Below are 19,391 nucleotides of genomic sequence, written 5' to 3'. Positions count from 1 at the left end.
AGGTCTGGGATCAAGGGGTGGTGACAGTCATCAGCGCAGCTCGCGCCGGAGGCGCCACCGACGCTGGAGGGGCGTGGAGAACGATGCGGGCCACCACCCAGCAAGACCACACGGCCGAAGGCCGCTAATTATTACACTCGACGATGGCATTCATTGACACATCAGCTACACCTTATTGGTTCTCCTTTGCTCACGCCTGTAATCTTGGAATGCAGGCGAAACCTGTTCGAGAATCTGTCGAGCAAATCCGACGTCCGCAAATCTTGCATGCATGTTTCCGTCGTCGTCCCCATACGGCCCCTCACGCAATTCTTTTATTTCCATAGATCGAATCAATTCAGAATCACGCTCAAGAACTTTACGCAGCTCTGCGATGCTGCAAAATCCCGCCGCAGTCAACTCTTCGACAAAGGTAGAGTACGCAATATCTCTCGTGACTCCACGGTCGGGGTATAGCTGCTGCAAGAGCGCCTTTACGGTGCCTCGGTTTATTTCATCAACGGCCGTGCTTGACTGGTTAGACATTTCCTTTGTGTATAACACCGCGTGCTCAGCATCTAATTCTGAGCGCTCTATGCTGTAGCGAAGCTGCTGGAACATTTTGTCTGCGACATGGAATAGTCCGACGAGGGCGCTAAAATCTCGCTTGAGTTCGTTCGGTATGCTAGAACCCCCTTTGTAGGCAAGGGTGTGCTCAACCACAGCCCATGCGTCCTGCAATATCGTCCTAGCCTGAACTTCAAAAGTCAAACCCTTTATCGTGTCGTAACGTGTACCGCTATTGGTTTCTTTTATAGTGCATTCGTAGTGTACTGATCGGTAACTGAATGTATCCGGTGGTGCCGCACCGGTCTTGTCCTCTTTATGGATCACATCAAAGCAGCGCTCAAGCGAGTCGTCTACTACCTTGAGGTCATCCAGGAACAGGCATACAATTCTAGCGCCGACGATATCCGGCATCTGCTCGAAGGGGTGTTCGTACCGTTTTCTTTCTATTTTCTCAAGAAAGCTCGCTCGTGTTTTTACTCTGACTTTTATGTCATGTGTAGTTATGGCTTTGAGACTGTGCCTAATCTCGTGTTCAACTTCTTCTTTGAGCTTTGTGTACGTTGGCTCTCTGGAGTCATACTCTGAGCGCCAGCGATCTACCGCTGAGCCTCCGGGCATCTACGTCCCTTGTGAGTGAGTGTTGGCTGGTGAATGCCGAACGATACTACTCGTGCTTCCGCAGTAGCTCAGGGTTTTGGTGGGCGTAGATAGCTTCTCGGGGCGGTAGTCCATGGCAATCGCCGACGTGTACCGGCATCGGATCGGTCGGTAAAGGGTGGGCCGACTGGTCGACGACTGCGAGAATTATCCGATCGGATTCAGAAGTTCCGGGAGTAGCGCAGCATGCCACCGACGCACCGCAGACAACGCCTCATCAGCCCGCGTTGCACGTCGAAGCGCTGCGGTGCCGGCGTGCTCTTGCAACGCTCCCGAACAATCCGGTCTTCCCGAATCGTGACGGTGGCTAGATCAGCTTGAACAAACTTCGCCGGTCTCTGCGAACTGCGTTGCCGGACGCTGCGGTGGTCGATGTCTGATGTCCGATCACTCTTCTTCGGACCATTGCTCAGCTGAGCTCTCGTCTTCGCTCTCGATCCGGTGTCGGATTCCGCTGGCCGACTTGCCCTCTGGTCTCGGCTGCGACCACAGCAGGGCGGCAATGAACACGAACAGGGGGATGGATATTGCGACTATCAGGCCGACTTGCCATCCGATCATTGGCAATACGACCTCATGCTCGAGGTCTGGTGGCGATGGCCGGGAGAGTGGTCCTGCGGTCCCTCTCGACGGCCAAAGTGAGTCGGGGCCATGGATACAGGGAGCAGCCTGTCCCTCATGCTGTGCCCACCCTCCAGCGGGCGAAGGAGCAACGCGGATTTGCCGACTCGACGTCGGCTACGTTCATCAGTCTGTTCAGGGCGAGGGCTGTGAGATGGGTTGGTGCGGGGACGATCACGGCGTCCACGTCCATTTGGCGAGCGATGTCGGCCGGGTCAAGGGTGGAGTCGTCCGGGGGCCACAGCAGGGCGTAGCCGAGGCGGCGAGCCAGCTTCCGGATCTGGGCGCTGTCCCACTCAGGTGCAACGGTGTGGTTCGGGTCAAGCCAGGCTAGGGCGGTGGGGTGCGGCCTCACTTCTGCCTCCACTGTCGGCCGCGGCGTGTGTGGGGCGGGCGGAGTTCGGTTCTCGTTGTGCGGCCGAAGGTGCTGGACATGCTGATAAGGAAGCCAGGGTGCGGAGGTGGAAACGACTACAGCGTGGTGATCTCATCTACCATACTTTTGATCTCACGGTGAGATAGGCGAGGTTGCTGCGGGCGCACGCGAGGAGCTGTCGATGTCGGGGAAATCGTTCGTGCCGATCGCGGTTCCGGCGTCGGTCTGGGATCGCGGAGAAGTGCGGACCGCGTTGCGGGAGAGGGATATTGCGGCACTCCTGCGGTCGGTTCAGCAGTACACGGGCGCGAGTCAGCAACGGATTGCGACCGCGTTGGAAATGTCGCAAGGACGTGTCAACGAGTTGATCAACAGGCGTCGAATCGTGACCAGTCTCGGAGCCTTCGAACGGATCGCTGACGGCTTGCGGATGCCGGACCACGCGCGTATGGATCTCGGTCTGGCTCCGGCTGCATCCGAGCACGTCACGTTGTCCGAATTGGCGGAGATTTCGGCGACGTACCCATCGCAGTCAGCGGCAGCCGATGAGATCAGGAAGATTGCCAAGGACGTTGCGAGTGTCGACATACTCGCGGTGCGAGGGCTGGGCATCCTCGGATTGAACGACTCATTGCTGCGCGAGGCACTGCCTCTGGAGGCGAGGCTCCGGGTGCTGCTGCTCGACCCGGATTCAGATGCGGCGGCTGATCGGGCGGCGGAAATAGGCGAGTCGCCGGAGTCGTTCGTAGCCGGTATCCGGCTCTCGATAGCGCGGGTGAAGGAGATGGCGGCGGCGAATCGGCCCGTTCAGATCTATCTCTACAGCCATGCTCCGGTGTGGCGGATAATCAAGTTGGACAGCAGTCTTTTCGTATCCGCGTTCACGGATTATCACGAGGGGCACTCGTCGCCTACGCATAGGGTCGAGCCGAATCGGCACGGTGTGCTTCACCATGCATTCGTGCGGACTCTGGAACAGAATTTCGCCACAGGATGCCGAATTATCTGACATACGAGGAGGCTTCATGATCGAGGCCGAGTACAAGGCTCGTCTCGCTGATCCTGACCGGGTGCGTGGACTCTTGAACGGCAAGGCTAATCCTGACCGGGTTTCGTATCAGGACACGTACTTCGACCGGGAAGACGGCTCGCTCACCAGCAGGGATCAGGAGCTTCGGCTTCGTACGGTTTCCGGAAACAAGGGCAGCGAACATCTGCTGACGTTCAAGGACGCGACTGTCGATCAGGAAACCGGGTCCAAGCCCGAGTTCGAAACGCTTGTCGGTGAACGCGAGTCGGCGGAAGAGATCATCAAGCATCTGGGATTCAGGCCGGATATCTCGTTTACGAAGAATTGCGAGAACTACCGATATGCCGCCGCCGGACGCGATGTGTTGGCCACAGTGGTCACAGTTCCGGAAATCGATGGCGTTTTTCTCGAGATCGAGACGCTTGTGCCTGACGGCGAACTCGACAGCGCGCTCGCTGATCTTCGTGGCGAACTTGCGGAGCTGGGTATCAGCCCTGACCAATGGACGACAGAGCTGTACACCGACGCAGTGCGTAAGAGCCGGAACCAGTAAGCGGCTACGGCTTGTTGCCTCGGATGATGATTTCCTTGTCCACTCGCTCGAAAACCTCGGCCAGCACGGCGATCTGCTCAGGGGTGAGGAGATCGATGAAATCTCGGCGGACGGCGTTGACGTGACCCGGGGCGGCGGCGCGTAGGCGGGCCATACCCTCCTCCGTGAGGTGGGCTCGTACCCCGCGCCCGTCCTCCTCCGCGCTGGTGCGATGGACCATGCCCTGGGCTTCCATGCGGCGGATCTGGTGGGTTAGGCGGCTTCTCGAGGAGAGGACGCCGTCGGCCAGGTCGCTCATGCGCAGGGAATGGTCGGGGGCCTCGGACAGCAGGACCAGGATTCGGTATTCGGCGAAGCTGAGGTCGCTGTCTCGTTGGAGTTGGCGGTTGAGGTCGGCCAGCAGGCGCTGGCCGCCGTCCATGTAGGCGCGCCACGCCTGTTGTTGAGCCGAGCTGAGCCACCTCGGCTCCGGCGCCGTGCGACCGCTCGGTTCGAATGCCATACGGACATTCTATTAGCCGATATTTCCGCACGTGTCGGCCGGTCAGCGGGCGGTCGACAGCATCGTGCGGCTGAGGTCGGCGACACCGGTGCAGCCGGAGAGGCCCATCGCGGAATCGAGGTCGGCGAGCAGGATTCGCAGGGCGTGCCGGACGCCGTCCGCGCCGGCGAGACCGAGGCCGTAGGCCCACGGCCGGCCGTACAGCACCGCCTTGGCGCCCAGCGACAGCGCGACCATGACGTCCGAGCCGGTGCGGATACCGGAGTCGAACAGCACGTCGGCCCGGTCGCCGATGGTGGCGACGACCGAGGACAGCGCGTCGAGCGCACCGATGGAACCGTCGACCTGGCGGCCGCCGTGATTGCTCACGATCACCGCGTCGGCGCCGGCGTCGACCATGTGGCGGGCGTCGTCGGGGTGCAAAACGCCCTTCACCGCGATCGGCAGGTCGGTCCACTCGCGCACCTTGGCGATATCGGCGGGCCGCAGGGCGTGGTTGCCGAACAGGCCGACCCAGGTCAGCACCGCCATTTGCAGCGCCTCCGCACTCTCCTCCGGCGGGGCGGACAGCTTGGCGCGAAAGACCGGATCGGACAGATAGTTCGCGATGCCTTTGCCGCGTAGGAACGGCAGGTGAGCCAGTTCGAGATCGCGCGGCCGCCAGCCGAGGCTGGGGGTGTCGGCGGTGATCACGATGGCCTGCGCCCCGGCCTTCACCGCCCGATCGACGAAGGAGTGGGCCAGTTCGTCGTCGCTCGGCCAGTACAGCTGGTACCACCAGGGACCGGCCGCGGCGCCCACGTCCTCGATCGGGGTCGAGGACGCGGTGGACAGCACCATGCCGACGCCCAGTTCGCGCGTCACCTCCGCGACGACCGTCTCGCCGCGCTCGTGCAGCAGTTCCAGCACGCCGACGGGTGCGGTCAGGACGGGCGCGGCCAGCCGGGTGCCCAGCACCTCGACCGACAGATCGCGCACGCCGGGTCCGCTGGCGCCCCGCCACATTCGCGGGATCAGGCGGTAGCGGTCGAAGGCCGACTCGTTCGCCGCCGCGGTGCGCTCGGCCCCGGCGCTGCCCGCGACGTACGCGTAGGCCTCCGGGTCCAGCACCTCGCGCGCCCGCTCGGCCAGGCCCGCCGCCGTCATCGGCAGGTCGGGTCGGGTGCCGGCGAGCCCGGCCAGATAGATCTCGTTCTGGAAGTCGGCGAAACTGCTCATTCCCGGAACGCTAGTAGGAATTGTCCGAAACGGATCGGGTATCCCACGCACGACGCCGAAAGGGGATGTGACATGACCGAAGACGATCGCCTCCGCGAACTGCGTCGGCGCGGCGAGGCCGCCGGGATCGCCGGCACCGACGAGATGTCCGCGGACGAACTCCTCCACGCCCTGGGCCAGATGGCCAAGGGCGTCGACGCCGACACCGCCGAGCAGGCGGCGCGCAACCGGTAGTTTCCCGGACGCGTCGTAGAGTCGCGGGTATGTATGCCGTGACGCTCGACGAATTCGGTGGACCCGAGGTGATGCGGTGGGCGCAGGTGCCCGATCCGGTGGGACCGGGGGCCGGCGAGGTGCTCATCGACGTCGTGGCCGCGGGTGTGAACCGCGCGGATCTGCTGCAGCGGCAGGGCTTCTACCCGCCGCCGCCCGGCGCCAGCGAGACCATCGGACTCGAATGCTCGGGCGTGATCGCCGAGGTCGGGGCCGGGGTCACGGACTTCCGGCCGGGTGACAGGGTTTGTGCACTGCTGTCGGGCGGCGGGTATGCCGAGCGGGTCGTCGTGCCCGCGACGCAGGTGCTGCCGGTGCCCGGCGAGCTGGATCTGGCTGCCGCCGCCGCACTTCCGGAGGTGGCGGCCACGGTCTGGTCGAATCTCGTCATGCGGGCCGGGCTGCGTGCCGGGCAGTTGCTGCTGATCCACGGCGGCGGCAGCGGGATCGGGACGCACGCCATCCAGGTCGCGGTGAGCCGCGGCGCACGGGTGGCGGTCACCGCGGGTTCGCAGCTCAAACTCGATCGCTGCAAGGAACTCGGCGCGAGCATTCTGATCAATTATCGGGACGACGACTTCGTGGCCGCGGTGCGCGAATTCGGCGGCGCCGACGTCATTCTCGACAATATGGGCGCGGCGTACCTGGATCGCAATGCCGAGGCCCTGGCCGAAGATGGTCAGCTGTGCATCATCGGCATGCAGGGTGGCGTCAAGGGTGAGCTGAACATCGCGACCCTGCTCGGCAAGCGCGGCACCGTGCACGCCACCAACCTCCGTAAGCGCCCCGCCACCGGACCGTCCAGCAAGGCCGAGATCATCGCCGACCTGCACCGCCACCTCTGGCCCCTGATCGCCGACGGCACGATCGCCCCCATCGTCCACGCCGAACTCCCCGCCACCGAGGCCGCCGAGGCCCACCGCCTCCTCGATTCCCCCGAAACCGTCGGCAAGGTCCTGCTGCGCATCCGCGAGTCCTGACGCGGCGGCCCCCAACACCTTCGGTGTGGGGGAAGCAGAGTGGCCTTCGGTGTGGGGGAAGCAGAGTGGCCTTCGGTGTGGGGGAAGCAGAGTGGCCTTCGGTGTGGGAACGCAGAGTGACCATCGGTGGGGAAGCAGGGTGCCGCACCGCGGGGGAAGCAGAGTGCCGCACCGCGGGGAAGAGTGCCCCGAGTAGACGAAACGCCGCGAGGAAGAGTGCCCCGCGCGGACGAAACGTTGCGGGGAAGAGTGCGCCGCGTGGATGAAGCAGAGCGCGCCACTCATGGGGAAGAGTGCCACGCGAGCGGGAAGCAGAGTGTCCCGCGCGGGCAGGAGGCATCGGGAAGGATCAGTCGAGGGTGGCTAGGGCTCGGCCGAGTTGTTCGATTTCGAACTTGGTTGTGTAGGGGGCCAATCCGATGGTTACTGCGCCGCCCTCGTCGTTGACGCCGAGGGCGTCGAGGAGGCGGCTGCCGCCGTGGACGCCGCTGAGGGTGCCTACGCGGTGGTCGGCGAGTTTGGCGGAGACCTTCTCGGCCTGCATGCCGGCGATGGTGAAGCTGACCGTGGGGATGCGGGTGGAGGCGCGGCCGATGACGGTCAGGTTGGGGACGTGGTCGAGGACCTCCATGAGGTGCTCGAACAGCTGGTCGTGGTAGTCCTGCAGGGATGTTATGGACATCTCCAGCCGCTCGCGGCGGGTGCCCGACGCCTGCTCGTCCAGGCCGGCGAGGTATTCGATGGAGGTGGTGAGCCCGGCCAGCAGCGCGTACTGGTGGTGCCCGACCTCGAGCCGTTCCGCGCCTTTGGCATAGGGATTCAGCGACATCGACGGGATCCGGTCCAGAAATGCCGGGTCGCGGAAGACCAGCGCGCCGATCTGCGGGCCGCCCCATGCGACCGCGGACAGCGCTACCACGTCGGCGTTCAACTCGTCGATATCGATCAGGGCGTACGGGGCCGCGCCGAAGCAGTCGGCGACGAGTAGTCCGCCCACCTCGTGCACCCGGTCCGCGGCCACGCGCACCGCGGGCGCCGAGCCGACGATCGGCGAGGCCGCCGTCAAGGCGACTAGACGCGCGGTGGGCCCGATCAGCTCCTCGAACTGCCACGCGGGCATCTCGCACGTCTCGATCTCCACCTCGGCCCAACGCACATGTGCGCCATACCGGTTGGCGATGCGTAACCACGGCGCGACGTTGGCCTCGTCATCCAGGCGGGACAGCACGATGCCGGTGCCCAGCCCGAGCCGCGAACTCAGCGATTCGGCCAGCCAGGCCAGCAGGACCGCGCGGTCGGGGCCGAGGACGACGCCCGCCGGATCGGCGCCGACCAGGTCGGCGACCGCCTCCCGGGCGGCATCGAGGATGGCGCCGCTGCGCCTGGTCGCGGAATAACGGTTGCCATGAGTGAACGCGGAGGTACGGAAACCCGTTGAGACGGCGCGGGATACCGAATCCGGGACCAGCATGCCGGCCTGCGGGTCGAGATGAATCCAGCCGTCGCCCAGGGACGGTATCAACCCCCGAACCCTCGCGACGTCGTAAGTCATGCTGGCCACTCTAAGGGCAGCAGGCGAGTCGGGGTAACCGTGTCGATGGCTATCGCGGGGCAGCGCATCGCGAACTCCGCCGCCACTACCCGCAGGCAGGCACGGCCGAGGGACGCGGCGAACAGTTCACGCGACATGGCAACCGACTTTCAGCAAACCAACCACACACGAAGCGGACACGACCGCAACAGAATACTGACCGTCACGATCCGGCATACCCGCAGTCCGTACCCCTCCCCTTAGCGCGGCGAGCGTGGACAAGACATGATGGAGATCATGACGCACTCGGACGGAGCACCGGATTCCATTGTGGTGATCGGCCCCGAAGGCAAGCCGTTGGTCATCCCGGCGAGCGCCCAGGGCGATTTCGCCGATCAGATGGCCGCCGGCGCCGAGGACGACGCGCGGGATTCCGAGACCAAGGACGAATCGCTGGCCGACATGGTCGAACAGCCCGCGAAGGTCATGCGCATCGGCACCATGATCAAACAGCTACTCGAGGAGGTCCGCGCCGCGCCCCTGGACGACGCCAGCCGCAGCCGCCTCAAGGAGATCCACAAGACCTCGGTGCGCGAGCTGGAACAGGGCCTGTCGCCGGAGCTGCGCGACGAGCTGGAGCGGCTGGCGCTGCCGTTCAGCGAGGAGTCGATCCCGTCGGACGCCGAGCTGCGCATCGCCCAGGCCCAGCTGGTCGGCTGGCTGGAGGGGCTGTTCCACGGCATCCAGACCGCGCTGTTCGCCCAGCAGATGGCCGCCCGGCAGCAGCTGGAGCAGATGCGGCACGCACTGCCCCCGGGCGCGAACATCCAGGGCGAACGCGGGCAGGGCCCCTCGGTCACGGGTGGCAGCGGGCAGTATCTCTGAGTATCCGTCGACCGGCGCCGGGCCGCGTTTGGCCGGAAACCGCGAGGTGGCGGCCATAGCGGACTGCACCGGTTATCGCGCTGTTTCTTTCCGCTACAGTCGGTCACTGTGCCTGCAGCAGCCCCAGCCGAGTCGGCGGTCGCCGAAGACAGCCCGGCCGACGCGACGGTGCCTCTGATGTCCGACTCCCAATCGTTCGGCCGCGCGTTCAAGGACCTGCGCGACGGGTTCTCGCAGCGCGAGTTGTGGCTGTCGCTGGGATGGCAGGACATCAAACAGAGGTATCGCCGGTCGGTGCTGGGGCCGTTCTGGATCACCATCGCCACCGGCGTCCAAGCCGGCGCCATGGGTGTCCTCTACTCCGCGATCCTCGGCCAGGATCTCTGGACTTTCCTGCCGTATGTGACGGTCGGTCTGATCATCTGGAATGTGATCTCGGCCAGCATCCTCGAGGGTTCGGATGTGTTCATCGCGAACGAGGGACTGATCAAACAGCTGCCGTCGGCACTGAGCGTGCATATCTACCGCATGGTGTGGCGGCAGTTCCTGTTCTTCGCGCACAACATGATCATCTACGTGATCATGCTGGTGGCGATGGGTGTGTGGAAACACCTCGAGTGGACCGTCCTGCTCGCGATCCCGGCACTGGTTCTGATCTTCCTGAATGCCATGTGGGTCTCCATCGCATTCGGAATCTTCAGCACCCGCTATCGCGACATCGTGCCGATCCTGGGCAGCACCACGCTGATGCTGTTCGTGCTCACGCCGGTGATGTGGACCACCAAATCGCTGCACGAACAGGGTGGCGCGGTGAGCGAGCGCGCGCGGCTGGTGGAACTGGTGCCGACCTTCCACTACCTGGAAATCGTGCGTGCCCCCCTGCTGGGTGAGCAGATCCAGCTGCACAGCTGGGTGGTGGTGCTGGCGATCACCGCCGTCGGCTGGGCGGTGGCGCTGCTGGCCCTGAAGAAGTTCCGTTCCCGCGTGCCGTACTGGGTGTAAAGGGCTTTTATGACCGAGCACGTCAGCATCGAAACCCATGACGCCTGGGTGGAATTCCCGATCTTCGACGCCAAATCGCGATCGCTGAAGAAGGCGGTCCTCGGTAAGGCGGGCGGCGCGATCGGACGCAATCAATCCGACGTGGTGGTGGTCGAGGCCCTGCGCGAGATCACGCTGTCATTCAAGGAGGGTGACCGGGTCGGCCTGGTCGGCCACAACGGCGCGGGTAAATCCACGCTGCTGCGGCTGCTGGCCGGAATCTACGAACCCACCCGCGGCAGCGCGCATCTGCGGGGCCGCGTGGCGCCCGTCTTCGATCTCGGCGTCGGCATGGATCCGGAGATCTCCGGCTACGAGAACATCATCATCCGCGGCCTGTTCCTCGGGCAGACCCGCAAGCAGATGATGGCCAAGGTGGACGAGATCGCCGAGTTCACCGAACTCGGCGAATATCTCAACATGCCGCTGCGCACCTATTCGGCCGGTATGCGCGTGCGCCTGGCAATGGGCGTCGTCACCTCGATCGATCCCGAGATCCTGCTGCTGGACGAGGGCATCGGCGCGGTGGACGCCGATTTCCTGAAAAAGGCACGAAATCGCCTGCGCGATCTCGTCGCTCGGTCCGGAATCCTGGTATTTTGCAGCCATTCCAACGAATTCCTGGCGCAACTGTGCGACACCGCGATCTGGATCGATCACGGCCGGATGCGGATGCGCGGCGGGATCGAGGAAGTGGTGCGGGCCTACGAGGGGCCCGATGCCGGTGACCACGTCGCCCACATTCTGCGCGAGCTGGAACGAGAACGGGAACTGGAGCGGAATCCCACATGAGTGATCAGGCGACCGACAACGATCGTGCGCGGTCCGAGCCGATCGGTGACGGGAGCCGCATCGTCGCGGTGGTCGTCACCCACAAGCGCCGGGAACTGCTGGCCGAATCGCTGAAGGTGCTCGCCTCGCAGACTCGCCCGATCGATCATCTGATCGTGGTCGACAACGCCAACGAAACCGAGGTCGGCGACCTGGTCCGGGAGCAGCCGCTGGAGGCCACCTACCTGGGTTCGGAGCACAATCTCGGCGGCGCGGGCGGTTTCGCGCTCGGCATCCTGCACGCGCTGTCGCTGGGCGCGGACTGGGTGTGGCTGGCCGACGACGACGGTCGGCCCGAGGGTCCCGACGTGCTCGAGACGCTGGTGAGTTGCGCCCAGCGGCACGGGCTTTCGGAGGTGTCGCCGGTGGTCGCCGATATCGACGATCCGGATCGGCTGGCGTTCCCGCTGCGCCGCGGGGTGGTGTGGCGGCGGCTGCGTTCCGAACTCGGCGACGAGGATTTCCTGCCCGGCATCGCCTCGCTGTTCAACGGCGCCCTGCTCTCCGCGCGGGCCGTCGACGTGATCGGGGTGCCGGATCTGCGCCTGTTCGTGCGCGGCGACGAGGTGGAGATCCATCGCCGGCTTGTCCGGTCCGGACTGCCGTTCGGCACCTGTTTGCAGGCGGCGTACCTGCACCCCAACGGTTCCGCCGAATTCAAGCCGATCCTGGGCGGGCGGATGCACACCCAGTACCCGGACGATCCGGTCAAGCGCTACTTCACCTATCGCAACCGTGGCTATCTGATGGCACAGCCCGGGATGCGCAAGTTGCTGCCGCAGGAGTGGGCGCGCTTCTCCTGGTTCTTCCTTGTGCAGCAACGAGATCCGGCCGGTCTGCGAGAATGGCTGCGACTGCGGCGCCTGGGGCGGCGCGAGCAGTTCCACAAACCCGGTTAGATCAGCGCGTTCCGCGCATTTCGACGATGGAGGTATGGCTGTGAGCAACCCCTACGGCGGGCAGCCACCGAACGGACAGGCGTGGCAGCACAACGGGCAGTCGCCGTATCCGGGAGCGCCGCAGTCACAACCCGGCGCGTACGGCTCCCCCCAGCAGCCTCCGGTCCCGCCGCAACCCCACAGCGCATCGGCCCCGCAGTTCCCCCAGCCGCACAGCGCCTCCTCCCCCCAGATCCCCCAGCCCGGTTTCGGTGCGCCCCAACCGAACAGCGCGTCCTCACCGCAGATCCCCCAGCCGGGATACGGCGCACCCCAGCCCAATAGCGCGTCCTCACCACAGATCCCCCAGCCCGGATACGGCGCACCCCAGCCCAACAGCGCGTCCTCACCACAGATCCCCCAGCCCGGATACGGCGCACCCCAACCGAACAGCGCGTCCTCGCCGCAGATACCGCAGCCCGGGTATGCGCCGCCGCAGCCGAATGGTCTGTCGTCGCCGCAGATACCGCAGCCCGGATATGGTGTGCCGCAGCCCAACGGCGTCTCCTCGCCGCAGATCCCGCAGCCGGGGTACGGGGCTCCTCAGCCCAATTACGGTGGACCGCAGCAGTACGGCGCACCGCAGCCAGGGTACGGCGCGCCCGTCCCCGGGCAGCCGTATCCTGGCGCGCAGCCCAATCCCTATGGCGGGCAGCCGAATCCGTACGCGCCGCCGAATTACGGTGCGCCGCAGGGGCAGTTCCCGCCCTACGGGCCGGGGCAGGCGCCGCAGCAATTCGTTCCGCAGCCGGGGCCGCCGGGCATCGTGGTGGAGAGTTCCTACTTCCCGATGGCCTTCATGCTAGCCCTGACCGGGCCGAAGATCCTGGTCAACGGCCAGCAGGTGCCCATGGCACGGTGGGGCGCCACGCACATTCCGATCGGCCCGGGCCAGCACCACGTAAGGGTCGCCACCCGCTGGATGTGGGATATGGGCCCGGCGGAGACCGTCGTACCGGTCGCCGAGGGCCAGAGCACGCGGGTGTTCTACCGCTCGCCGGCCATCGCGTTCATCAACGGCGCCATCGGCCCCGGACCGCAGCCCACACCGGGCATCGTGTTCATCTACGTGATGTGGGCGTTCGTCGCGCTCATCATCCTGCTGAACATCGTGATGATCGCGGCCATGTAGGTCCGCGGAAAAATACGTTGCGCCCCGACCGGGGCAGCTGTCATCGTTATATCCGTCCACAACGGACGACATCGTCGAAGGGCCGAGGAGGTGGAATACGTGAAAGCAAACTATCGGGTTGTCGCGGCCGGGCCGCGGCCGGTCATCGAAAGCCGCGCCGCCGCACGTATGTCCACCCTCTGCCTGACTCACTGAGCCCGCGCGGGCTCGGTGCCCGACGAAGGACGCTCTCCTCATGGTCGATTACGACCGTCTCATTCCTTACGGCTGGAATCCGGCCGTTTCCGCTGCGTACACACGGCTGCTCGACACCGGCTGGGTCCCGGCCCGCGTGATCCGAATGGATCGGAGCGAGTGCGACGTCGCGACCCCCGAAGGGCTCGCGCGTGCGCGCTGCCCGCGGGCGGATACCAACGTCAACGGCCTGTGTACCGGCGATTGGGTCGCCCTGGACACGGAATCCACAGTGCGGCAATTACTTCCGAGGCGCACCGCCATCGTGCGCGCCTCGGTCTCGGGACGCTCGCAGGCCCAGGTACTGGCCGCGAACGTCGATACGGTGTTGGTGTGTTCGGCCGCCGACGGCGACGTCGACCTGGGCCGCATCGAACGAATGTTGGCGCTGGCCTGGGAATCCGGCGCACAGCCGGTGGTGGTGTTGACGAAAGCCGATCTGGCCGGGGACATCCCGCTGGACGAGGTGCGCGCGATCGCGCCGGGCGCCACGGTGCTGGCGGTCAGCGCCGCCACGGAACAGGGTATGGATGTGCTCGCCGCGGTGCTCGACGGCACGGTCGCGCTGCTCGGCCCGTCCGGCGCGGGCAAGTCGACGCTGGCCAACGCGCTGCTCGGCGCGGAAGTCTTCGCCACCAACGAGGTTCGCGCCGCCGATAAACGCGGGCGGCACACGACGGTGCACCGCGAACTGCGGCCGCTGCCGAACGGCGGCACTCTCATCGATACGCCGGGCCTGCGCTCGGTGGGTCTGTGGGACGCCACCGAGGGCATCGGCCGGACGTTCAGCGATATCGAGGCCCTCGCCGCCGAGTGCCGGTTCGCGGATTGCTCGCACCAGCGCGACGCGGGGTGCGCCGTCCAAGCGGCCCTCGATTCCGGCGACCTCCCCCGCCGCCGATTCGACAGCTACATGAAGTTGCAGCGCGAGAACGAGTGGCTCGCATCCCGATCCGATGCCAGGTTGCGCGCCGAGCGCCAGCGGCAGTGGAAGAACGTCGCCCGGTCACAGCGGGCGGTGTATCGCGAGCAGCAGACGCGCGGCCGCTGAGGCCGCGAGTCGGTACCGATGTCAACCGTCGTTCCGGCGGCCTATCTCACTATGCAACTCGTTGCATAACACCGGACACGTGGCCTACTGTGCGAATCGGGCAGATCCCGCCCCCGGCCGTCGCCCGCTGGGATGATCGAGCCGGGGGCGTCGCACAGAATGGAGCAGGCGTATGACGGAAGCAGGCAGGCCGCTCGCGGGCCGGACCATGATCATGTCCGGCGGCAGCCGCGGCATCGGGCTGGAGATCGCCAAGCGAGCCGCGGCCGACGGTGCGAATATCACCCTGATCGCGAAGACCGACCAGGCACATCCGAAGCTGCCCGGCACCATCCACACCGCCGCGGCGGAACTCGAGGAGGCCGGCGGCACGCTGCTGAAGTTCGTCGGCGACGTGCGCGACGACGAGGCGGTCGCGCAGGCGGTGCAGCAGACCGTGGAGCGGTTCGGCGGTATCGACCTGGTGGTGAACAACGCCTCGGCGATCGACCTGGCGCCGACCGAACTCCTGTCGATGAAGAAGTACGACCTGATGCAGGACATCAACTGCCGCGGCAGTTTCCTGCTGTCCAAGCTGAGCATCCCCGCGCTCAAGGATTCCGCGCAGGCCGGGCGCAATCCGCACATCCTGACCCTGTCCCCGCCGCTGAACCTGGACCCGAAGTGGGCGGGCTCCTCGCTCGGCTACACCATCGCCAAGTACGGCATGTCGCTCACCACGCTGGGCCTGGCCGAGGAGCTGCGGCAGTACGGTGTCGGCGTCAACTCGCTGTGGCCGCGCACCACCATCGCCACCGCCGCGGTGAAGAATCTGCTCGGCGGCGACGATATGGTCCGGACCTCGCGCACCCCGGACATCTACGCCGACGCGGCGTACCTGGTGCTCACCTCCCCCGCCAAGGACACCACGGGGAACTTCTTCCTCGACGACGAAGTCCTTGCGGCACACGGGATCACCGACCTCGACAAGTACCGCGTGACCCCCGGCGACGAGCCGCTCACCACGGACCTCTTTCTCTGAGTACGACACTGCATCGCGCACCCCTCGTGCGTGGTGGGCCGGTCTGCGTCAGCACGGTGGTGCCAGCACGACCTTCTCCCGTAGTGCCAGCCGAACCTGTTGCCCGCCAAGGGTTTCGAAACGCATCGCGCGACCACCTTCACAAACTGGTCGCCCGATTTGTCGGTATATTGGACTCCGGGTCGGGCTGGCGAACGGAGTAGGACACAGATGAGCCATCGGTTGAGATTCGGGCTCGGCATCGCCGCCGCGGTCGCGGGCGCGACCGCCCTCCTCGCACCGCCCGCTGCGGCACAGGAGGAGGCGCGGGAGCTGGCGCCGGGCGTCTCGTGCGGCGGGCTCACCTGCCGCAACGACACCGACGACACCTACCGGGTCGAGGGCATCGCGCTGTGCTCGAACGGCGACAGGGCGCGGGTGCGCTCCTACGTCGCCCCGCACACCGAGGCGCGGGTGATCGAGAAGTGCGCGCCAGACAGAGGGCCGGGCACCTGGAAGGAGCAACCCCGGCGGATGTCGCCGGGAACCTGGGAGAACCAGCCGCCCACCGTCGGGCCGGACGGCAAACTGGAGCAGCGGCCGCCGGTCTACAAGCCGGGGACCTGGGAGAATCAGCCGCCGAAGTACGAACCGGGCCCGCTCAGGGACGTTTATGCGCTGCGCGTCGACTTCCACAGGGCGGTAGTCGACAACGCTCCGCCACCCGCGCCGACCGGGTCGGCGGGCTGAGTACCGGGTGTAGCCGAGCGGACAGCGCCGCCTCACGCCTGCCACCCCGCCTGGTGCCTGCCACTCCGCGCGGGGCGGCAGGCACTAGGCATTGGCCGGGCGACATGGCACGATCGCACATGTGACCAGCAGTTCCGCCGACGCGCCGCAGCTGCGCGACCTCGCGCTGCTGCGGCGCGTGCGCGACCGGATCGATCGCGAGTTCGCGCAGCCGCTGGACGTCGAGGCGCTCGCGCGGGGCGTGCACATGTCGGCGGGACATCTGAGCCGGCAGTTCCGGGCCGCGTATGGCGAGTCGCCGTACTCGTATCTGATGACGCGCCGGATCGAGCGGGCGATGGCGCTGCTGCGGCGCGGTGATCTCAGCGTCACCGAGGTGTGTTTCGCGGTGGGCTGTTCGTCGCTGGGGACGTTCAGCACGCGCTTCACCGAACTGGTCGGCATGTCGCCGAGCGTCTACCGGCGCGAGGCGACGCTCGCGACCGAGGGAATGCCCGCCTGCGTGGCGAAGCAGGTCACCAGACCGATCAGGAATCGAGAAGCGCCGGTTACCGAACCGCACATATCGTGATCGGCATGGACATCACCATTCATTCGACCCTCCTCCCGCAGAACGATCCGGACGCGGCGCTGGCCTTCTACCGCGACACGCTCGGCTTCGAGGTCCGCAACGACGTCGGCTACAAGGGCATGCACTGGATCACGGTGGGCCCGGCCGACCAGCCGGAGGTCAGCATCGTGCTGTATCCGCCGGCCGCCACCCCCGGTCTCACCGACGACGAACGCCGCGTCGTCGCCGAGATGATGGCCAAGGGCACCTACGCCAGCATCAACCTGGCAACCCACGACGTCGACGGCGTGTTCGAGAAGTTGCAGGCCGGCAATGCCGAGGTCGTCCAGGAGCCGACCGACCAGCCCTACGGCGTACGCGACTGCGCCTTCCGCGACCCCGCGGGCAATCTGATCCGCATCCAGCAGGTGGGCTGAGGCCGGCCCTCGCCCGAGAGAAAGAGACCGACGAGCCATGGCCGCACAGCCGGACACGACCCACGCCGCCGATACGCACGACCTGATCCGTGTGGTGGGCGCCCGCGAGAACAATCTCCAGGGCGTCGACATCGAGATCCCCAAGCGCCGCCTCACGGTGTTCACCGGCGTCTCCGGCTCGGGCAAGAGCTCGCTGGTCTTCGGCACGATCGCCGCGGAGTCGCAGCGGCTGATCAACGAGACCTACAGCGCCTTCATCCAGGGTTTCATGCCGAATCAGGCCCGCCCGGAGGTCGACGTCCTCGACGGACTGACCACCGCGATCATCGTCGACCAGGAGCGGATGGGTTCCGACCCCCGCTCCACGGTCGGCACCGCCACCGATGCCAACGCCATGCTGCGCATCCTCTTCAGCCGCCTCGGCGATCCGCATATCGGCTCGCCGCAGGCGTTCTCGTTCAACGTGGCCTCGATCAGCGGCGCGGGCGCGGTCACGGTGGAGCGCGGCGGCCAGCAGGTGAAGGAGCGCCGCGCCTTCAGCATCACGGGCGGCATGTGCCCGCGCTGCGAGGGCCGCGGTTCGGTCAACGACATCGATCTGACCCAGCTGTACGACGAGAACAAATCGCTCAACGAGGGCGCGCTCACCATCCCCGGCTACAGCATGGACGGCTGGTACGGCCGGATCTTCAGCGGCTGCGGCTTCTTCGACCCGGACAAGCCGATCAAGAAGTTCACCAAGAAACAGCTCGCCGACCTGCTCTACAAGGAGCCGACCAAGATCAAGGTCGACGGCATCAACCTCACCTACGAGGGCCTCATCCCGCGGATCCGCAAGTCGATGCTGTCCAAGGACGTCGACGCGCTGCAGCCGCACATCCGCGCCTTCGTGGAACGGGCCGTGACTTTCCAGGTCTGCCCAGAGTGCGACGGCACCCGGCTCAGCGAGGGCGCCCGGTCCTCGAAGATCGCGGGGATCAGCATCGCCGACGCCTGCTCGATGCAGATCAGCGATCTGGCGGCCTGGGTCGGGGGCCTCGACGAGCCGTCGGTGGCGCCGCTGCTGAAGTCGCTGCGGCACACGCTGGACTCGTTCGTGGAGATCGGGCTCGGCTATCTGTCGCTGGAGCGGCCCGCGGGCACGCTGTCGGGCGGTGAGGCGCAGCGCGTCAAGATGATTCGCCATCTCGGGTCCTCACTCACCGACGTCACCTACGTCTTCGACGAGCCCACCGCGGGCCTGCATCCGCACGACATCCAGCGGATGAACGACCTGCTGCTGCGGTTGCGGGACAAGGGCAACACGGTATTGGTCGTGGAGCACAAGCCGGAGACGATCGCGATCGCCGACCACGTCGTGGACCTCGGGCCAGGCGCGGGTGCGGGCGGCGGCACCGTCTGCTTCGAGGGCACCGTCGACAAGCTGCGCACCAGCGGCACCGTGACCGGACGGCATTTCGACGATCGGGCGGCGCTCAAGAAGTCGGTGCGAAAGTCGACCGGAGCCTTGGAGATTCGCGGCGCGAACGCCAACAACCTCCGGAATGTCGATGTCGATGTTCCGCTCGGGGTACTCGTCGCGGTCACCGGGGTGGCCGGATCCGGGAAGAGTTCGCTGATCCACGGCTCGGTCCCGGCCGCGGAAGGTGTGGTGGCGGTCGATCAGACGCCCATCCGCGGCTCGCGGCGGAGCAATCCGGCGACCTATACCGGCCTGCTCGAGCCGATCCGCAAGGCGTTCGCGAAGGCCAACGGCGTGAAGCCGGCGCTGTTCAGCGCGAATTCCGAAGGGGCGTGCCCCAATTGCAACGGGGCCGGTGTGGTCTACACCGACCTCGGCGTGATGGCGAGCGTGTCCACCACGTGTGAGGTGTGCGAGGGCAAGCGGTTCCAGGCCGAGGTGCTCGAGTACACGTTCGGCGGCAAGAACATCGCCGAGGTGCTGGCGATGCCGGTGGCGGAGGCCGTCGAGTTCTTCGCCGACGGCGCCGCGAAAACGCCTGCGGCGCACAAGATCCTGGATCGGCTCGCCGACGTCGGGCTCGGCTACCTCACCATCGGCCAGCCCCTGACCACGCTGTCGGGCGGCGAGCGGCAGCGGCTGAAGCTGGCCACGCACATGGGCGACAAGGGCGGCGTCTACGTGCTCGACGAACCGACCACGGGCCTGCACCTGGCCGATGTCGAGCAGCTACTCGGGCTGCTGGACCGGCTGGTGGAATCGGGTAAGTCGGTGATCGTCATCGAGCACC

19 protein-coding genes are annotated in these 19,391 nt (G+C 66.1%); 15 read left to right on the top strand and 4 right to left on the bottom strand.

The genetic code is table 11. From position 1 onward, the window contains the following. Positions 1-165 precede the first annotated feature (165 nt). The gene (locus tag ON41_RS39935) at positions 166-1,167 is read right to left on the bottom strand and encodes a GTP pyrophosphokinase (RefSeq protein ID WP_083905076.1); all 1,002 of its coding nucleotides are present in this window, start codon (positions 1,165-1,167) and stop codon (positions 166-168) included. A 1,217-nt stretch (positions 1,168-2,384) separates the two neighbouring features. On the opposite strand from ON41_RS39935, the gene ON41_RS02170 reads away from it, so the two are divergent. Next, a complete protein-coding gene (locus ON41_RS02170) occupies positions 2,385-3,212 on the top strand; it encodes a helix-turn-helix domain-containing protein (RefSeq protein ID WP_040744674.1) in 828 nt (275 codons plus the stop codon). Between the two features lie 16 nt (positions 3,213-3,228). Further along, entirely contained in the window at positions 3,229-3,786 is a 558-nt protein-coding gene (locus ON41_RS02165; RefSeq protein WP_040744672.1) for a class IV adenylate cyclase, read from the top strand. A gap of 4 nt (positions 3,787-3,790) precedes the next feature. Here ON41_RS02165 and ON41_RS02160 read toward each other — a convergent pair whose 3' ends face one another. Together ON41_RS02160 and ON41_RS02155 are read right to left on the bottom strand one after the other, a co-directional pair. Beyond that, positions 3,791-4,288, bottom strand: a complete 498-nt coding sequence (locus ON41_RS02160; RefSeq protein WP_040744670.1) for a MarR family winged helix-turn-helix transcriptional regulator — start codon at positions 4,286-4,288, stop codon at positions 3,791-3,793. A 42-nt stretch (positions 4,289-4,330) separates the two neighbouring features. After that, a complete protein-coding gene (locus tag ON41_RS02155) occupies positions 4,331-5,506 on the bottom strand; it encodes a lactate 2-monooxygenase (protein ID WP_040744668.1) in 1,176 nt (391 codons plus the stop codon). 72 nt (positions 5,507-5,578) lie between these two features. Here ON41_RS02155 and ON41_RS41300 point away from each other — a divergent pair, with 72 nt between their 5' ends. Both ON41_RS41300 and ON41_RS02150 read left to right on the top strand, forming a co-directional pair. Further along, a complete protein-coding gene (locus ON41_RS41300; RefSeq protein WP_157185330.1) occupies positions 5,579-5,740 on the top strand; it encodes a hypothetical protein in 162 nt (53 codons plus the stop codon). A gap of 29 nt (positions 5,741-5,769) precedes the next feature. Beyond that, positions 5,770-6,759, top strand: a complete 990-nt coding sequence (locus ON41_RS02150; RefSeq protein ID WP_040744666.1) for an NAD(P)H-quinone oxidoreductase — start codon at positions 5,770-5,772, stop codon at positions 6,757-6,759. 349 nt (positions 6,760-7,108) lie between these two features. Here ON41_RS02150 and ON41_RS02145 read toward each other — a convergent pair whose 3' ends face one another. Beyond that, positions 7,109-8,311 (bottom strand): cysteine desulfurase-like protein, encoded by a 1,203-nt coding sequence (locus tag ON41_RS02145; protein ID WP_040744711.1) that lies wholly within the window; start codon positions 8,309-8,311, stop codon positions 7,109-7,111. Positions 8,312-8,587: 276 nt separating this feature from the next. Between ON41_RS02145 and ON41_RS02140 the strand changes: the two genes are divergently transcribed. From ON41_RS02140 to ON41_RS02090, 11 genes are all read left to right on the top strand, one after another. Next, positions 8,588-9,175, top strand: a complete 588-nt coding sequence (locus ON41_RS02140) for a bacterial proteasome activator family protein (RefSeq protein WP_174411281.1) — start codon at positions 8,588-8,590, stop codon at positions 9,173-9,175. Between the two features lie 177 nt (positions 9,176-9,352). Further along, on the top strand, positions 9,353-10,177 hold the full coding sequence (gene wzm / locus ON41_RS02135; RefSeq protein ID WP_051160881.1) for a galactan export ABC transporter permease subunit Wzm/RfbD: 825 nt from the start codon (positions 9,353-9,355) through the stop codon (positions 10,175-10,177). A gap of 9 nt (positions 10,178-10,186) precedes the next feature. Next, the gene (gene wzt, locus ON41_RS02130; RefSeq protein ID WP_040744662.1) at positions 10,187-11,008 is read left to right on the top strand and encodes a galactan export ABC transporter ATP-binding subunit Wzt/RfbE; all 822 of its coding nucleotides are present in this window, start codon (positions 10,187-10,189) and stop codon (positions 11,006-11,008) included. After that, the gene (glfT1, locus tag ON41_RS02125) at positions 11,005-11,946 is read left to right on the top strand and encodes a galactofuranosyltransferase GlfT1 (protein WP_051160880.1); all 942 of its coding nucleotides are present in this window, start codon (positions 11,005-11,007) and stop codon (positions 11,944-11,946) included. The genes wzt and glfT1 overlap by 4 nt, the downstream gene beginning before the upstream one ends. A 34-nt stretch (positions 11,947-11,980) precedes the next feature. Then, positions 11,981-13,117, top strand: a complete 1,137-nt coding sequence (locus ON41_RS41295) for a hypothetical protein (RefSeq protein WP_157185329.1) — start codon at positions 11,981-11,983, stop codon at positions 13,115-13,117. 235 nt (positions 13,118-13,352) lie between these two features. After that, a complete protein-coding gene (gene rsgA, locus ON41_RS02115) occupies positions 13,353-14,402 on the top strand; it encodes a ribosome small subunit-dependent GTPase A (protein ID WP_040744660.1) in 1,050 nt (349 codons plus the stop codon). A gap of 172 nt (positions 14,403-14,574) precedes the next feature. Beyond that, positions 14,575-15,423: an SDR family oxidoreductase gene (locus ON41_RS02110; RefSeq protein ID WP_040744658.1), complete on the top strand. Its 849-nt coding sequence runs from the start codon at positions 14,575-14,577 to the stop codon at positions 15,421-15,423. A 210-nt stretch (positions 15,424-15,633) separates the two neighbouring features. Further along, positions 15,634-16,152 (top strand): hypothetical protein, encoded by a 519-nt coding sequence (locus ON41_RS02105; RefSeq protein WP_040744656.1) that lies wholly within the window; start codon positions 15,634-15,636, stop codon positions 16,150-16,152. A gap of 121 nt (positions 16,153-16,273) precedes the next feature. Continuing rightward, positions 16,274-16,723, top strand: coding sequence for a helix-turn-helix transcriptional regulator (locus tag ON41_RS02100; RefSeq protein ID WP_040744654.1), 450 nt, complete (start codon positions 16,274-16,276; stop codon positions 16,721-16,723). Positions 16,724-16,728: 5 nt separating this feature from the next. Further along, entirely contained in the window at positions 16,729-17,139 is a 411-nt protein-coding gene (locus ON41_RS02095; RefSeq protein ID WP_040744704.1) for a VOC family protein, read from the top strand. Positions 17,140-17,176: 37 nt separating this feature from the next. Further along, positions 17,177-19,391: ATP-binding cassette domain-containing protein (locus tag ON41_RS02090; RefSeq protein ID WP_040744653.1), on the top strand; the 2,215-nt coding region annotated here is incomplete at its 3' end.

It is taken from the genome of Nocardia transvalensis NBRC 15921 (assembly GCF_000308875.1).
Classification (GTDB): domain Bacteria; phylum Actinomycetota; class Actinomycetes; order Mycobacteriales; family Mycobacteriaceae; genus Nocardia; species Nocardia transvalensis.
This window is presented reverse-complemented; position numbering and strand designations above follow the sequence as displayed.

What these genes read in the sequence shown, in the direction of transcription:
- ON41_RS02165 (WP_040744672.1), top strand. Translation starts at nt 3,229, where the DNA reads ATGATCGAGGCCGAGTACAAGGCTCGTCTCGCTGATCCTGACCGGGTG.
- wzt (WP_040744662.1), top strand. Translation starts at nt 10,187, where the DNA reads ATGACCGAGCACGTCAGCATCGAAACCCATGACGCCTGGGTGGAATTC.
- ON41_RS02150 (WP_040744666.1), top strand. Translation starts at nt 5,770, where the DNA reads ATGTATGCCGTGACGCTCGACGAATTCGGTGGACCCGAGGTGATGCGG.
- ON41_RS02155 (WP_040744668.1), bottom strand. Translation starts at nt 5,506, where the DNA reads ATGAGCAGTTTCGCCGACTTCCAGAACGAGATCTATCTGGCCGGGCTC.
- ON41_RS41300 (WP_157185330.1), top strand. Translation starts at nt 5,579, where the DNA reads ATGACCGAAGACGATCGCCTCCGCGAACTGCGTCGGCGCGGCGAGGCC.
- ON41_RS02160 (WP_040744670.1), bottom strand. Translation starts at nt 4,288, where the DNA reads ATGGCATTCGAACCGAGCGGTCGCACGGCGCCGGAGCCGAGGTGGCTC.
- ON41_RS02110 (WP_040744658.1), top strand. Translation starts at nt 14,575, where the DNA reads ATGACGGAAGCAGGCAGGCCGCTCGCGGGCCGGACCATGATCATGTCC.
- wzm (WP_051160881.1), top strand. Translation starts at nt 9,353, where the DNA reads ATGTCCGACTCCCAATCGTTCGGCCGCGCGTTCAAGGACCTGCGCGAC.
- ON41_RS02170 (WP_040744674.1), top strand. Translation starts at nt 2,385, where the DNA reads ATGTCGGGGAAATCGTTCGTGCCGATCGCGGTTCCGGCGTCGGTCTGG.
- ON41_RS02140 (WP_174411281.1), top strand. Translation starts at nt 8,588, where the DNA reads ATGACGCACTCGGACGGAGCACCGGATTCCATTGTGGTGATCGGCCCC.
- ON41_RS02145 (WP_040744711.1), bottom strand. Translation starts at nt 8,311, where the DNA reads ATGACTTACGACGTCGCGAGGGTTCGGGGGTTGATACCGTCCCTGGGC.
- ON41_RS39935 (WP_083905076.1), bottom strand. Translation starts at nt 1,167, where the DNA reads ATGCCCGGAGGCTCAGCGGTAGATCGCTGGCGCTCAGAGTATGACTCC.
- rsgA (WP_040744660.1), top strand. Translation starts at nt 13,353, where the DNA reads ATGGTCGATTACGACCGTCTCATTCCTTACGGCTGGAATCCGGCCGTT.
- glfT1 (WP_051160880.1), top strand. Translation starts at nt 11,005, where the DNA reads ATGAGTGATCAGGCGACCGACAACGATCGTGCGCGGTCCGAGCCGATC.
- ON41_RS02105 (WP_040744656.1), top strand. Translation starts at nt 15,634, where the DNA reads ATGAGCCATCGGTTGAGATTCGGGCTCGGCATCGCCGCCGCGGTCGCG.
- ON41_RS02095 (WP_040744704.1), top strand. Translation starts at nt 16,729, where the DNA reads ATGGACATCACCATTCATTCGACCCTCCTCCCGCAGAACGATCCGGAC.
- ON41_RS41295 (WP_157185329.1), top strand. Translation starts at nt 11,981, where the DNA reads ATGGCTGTGAGCAACCCCTACGGCGGGCAGCCACCGAACGGACAGGCG.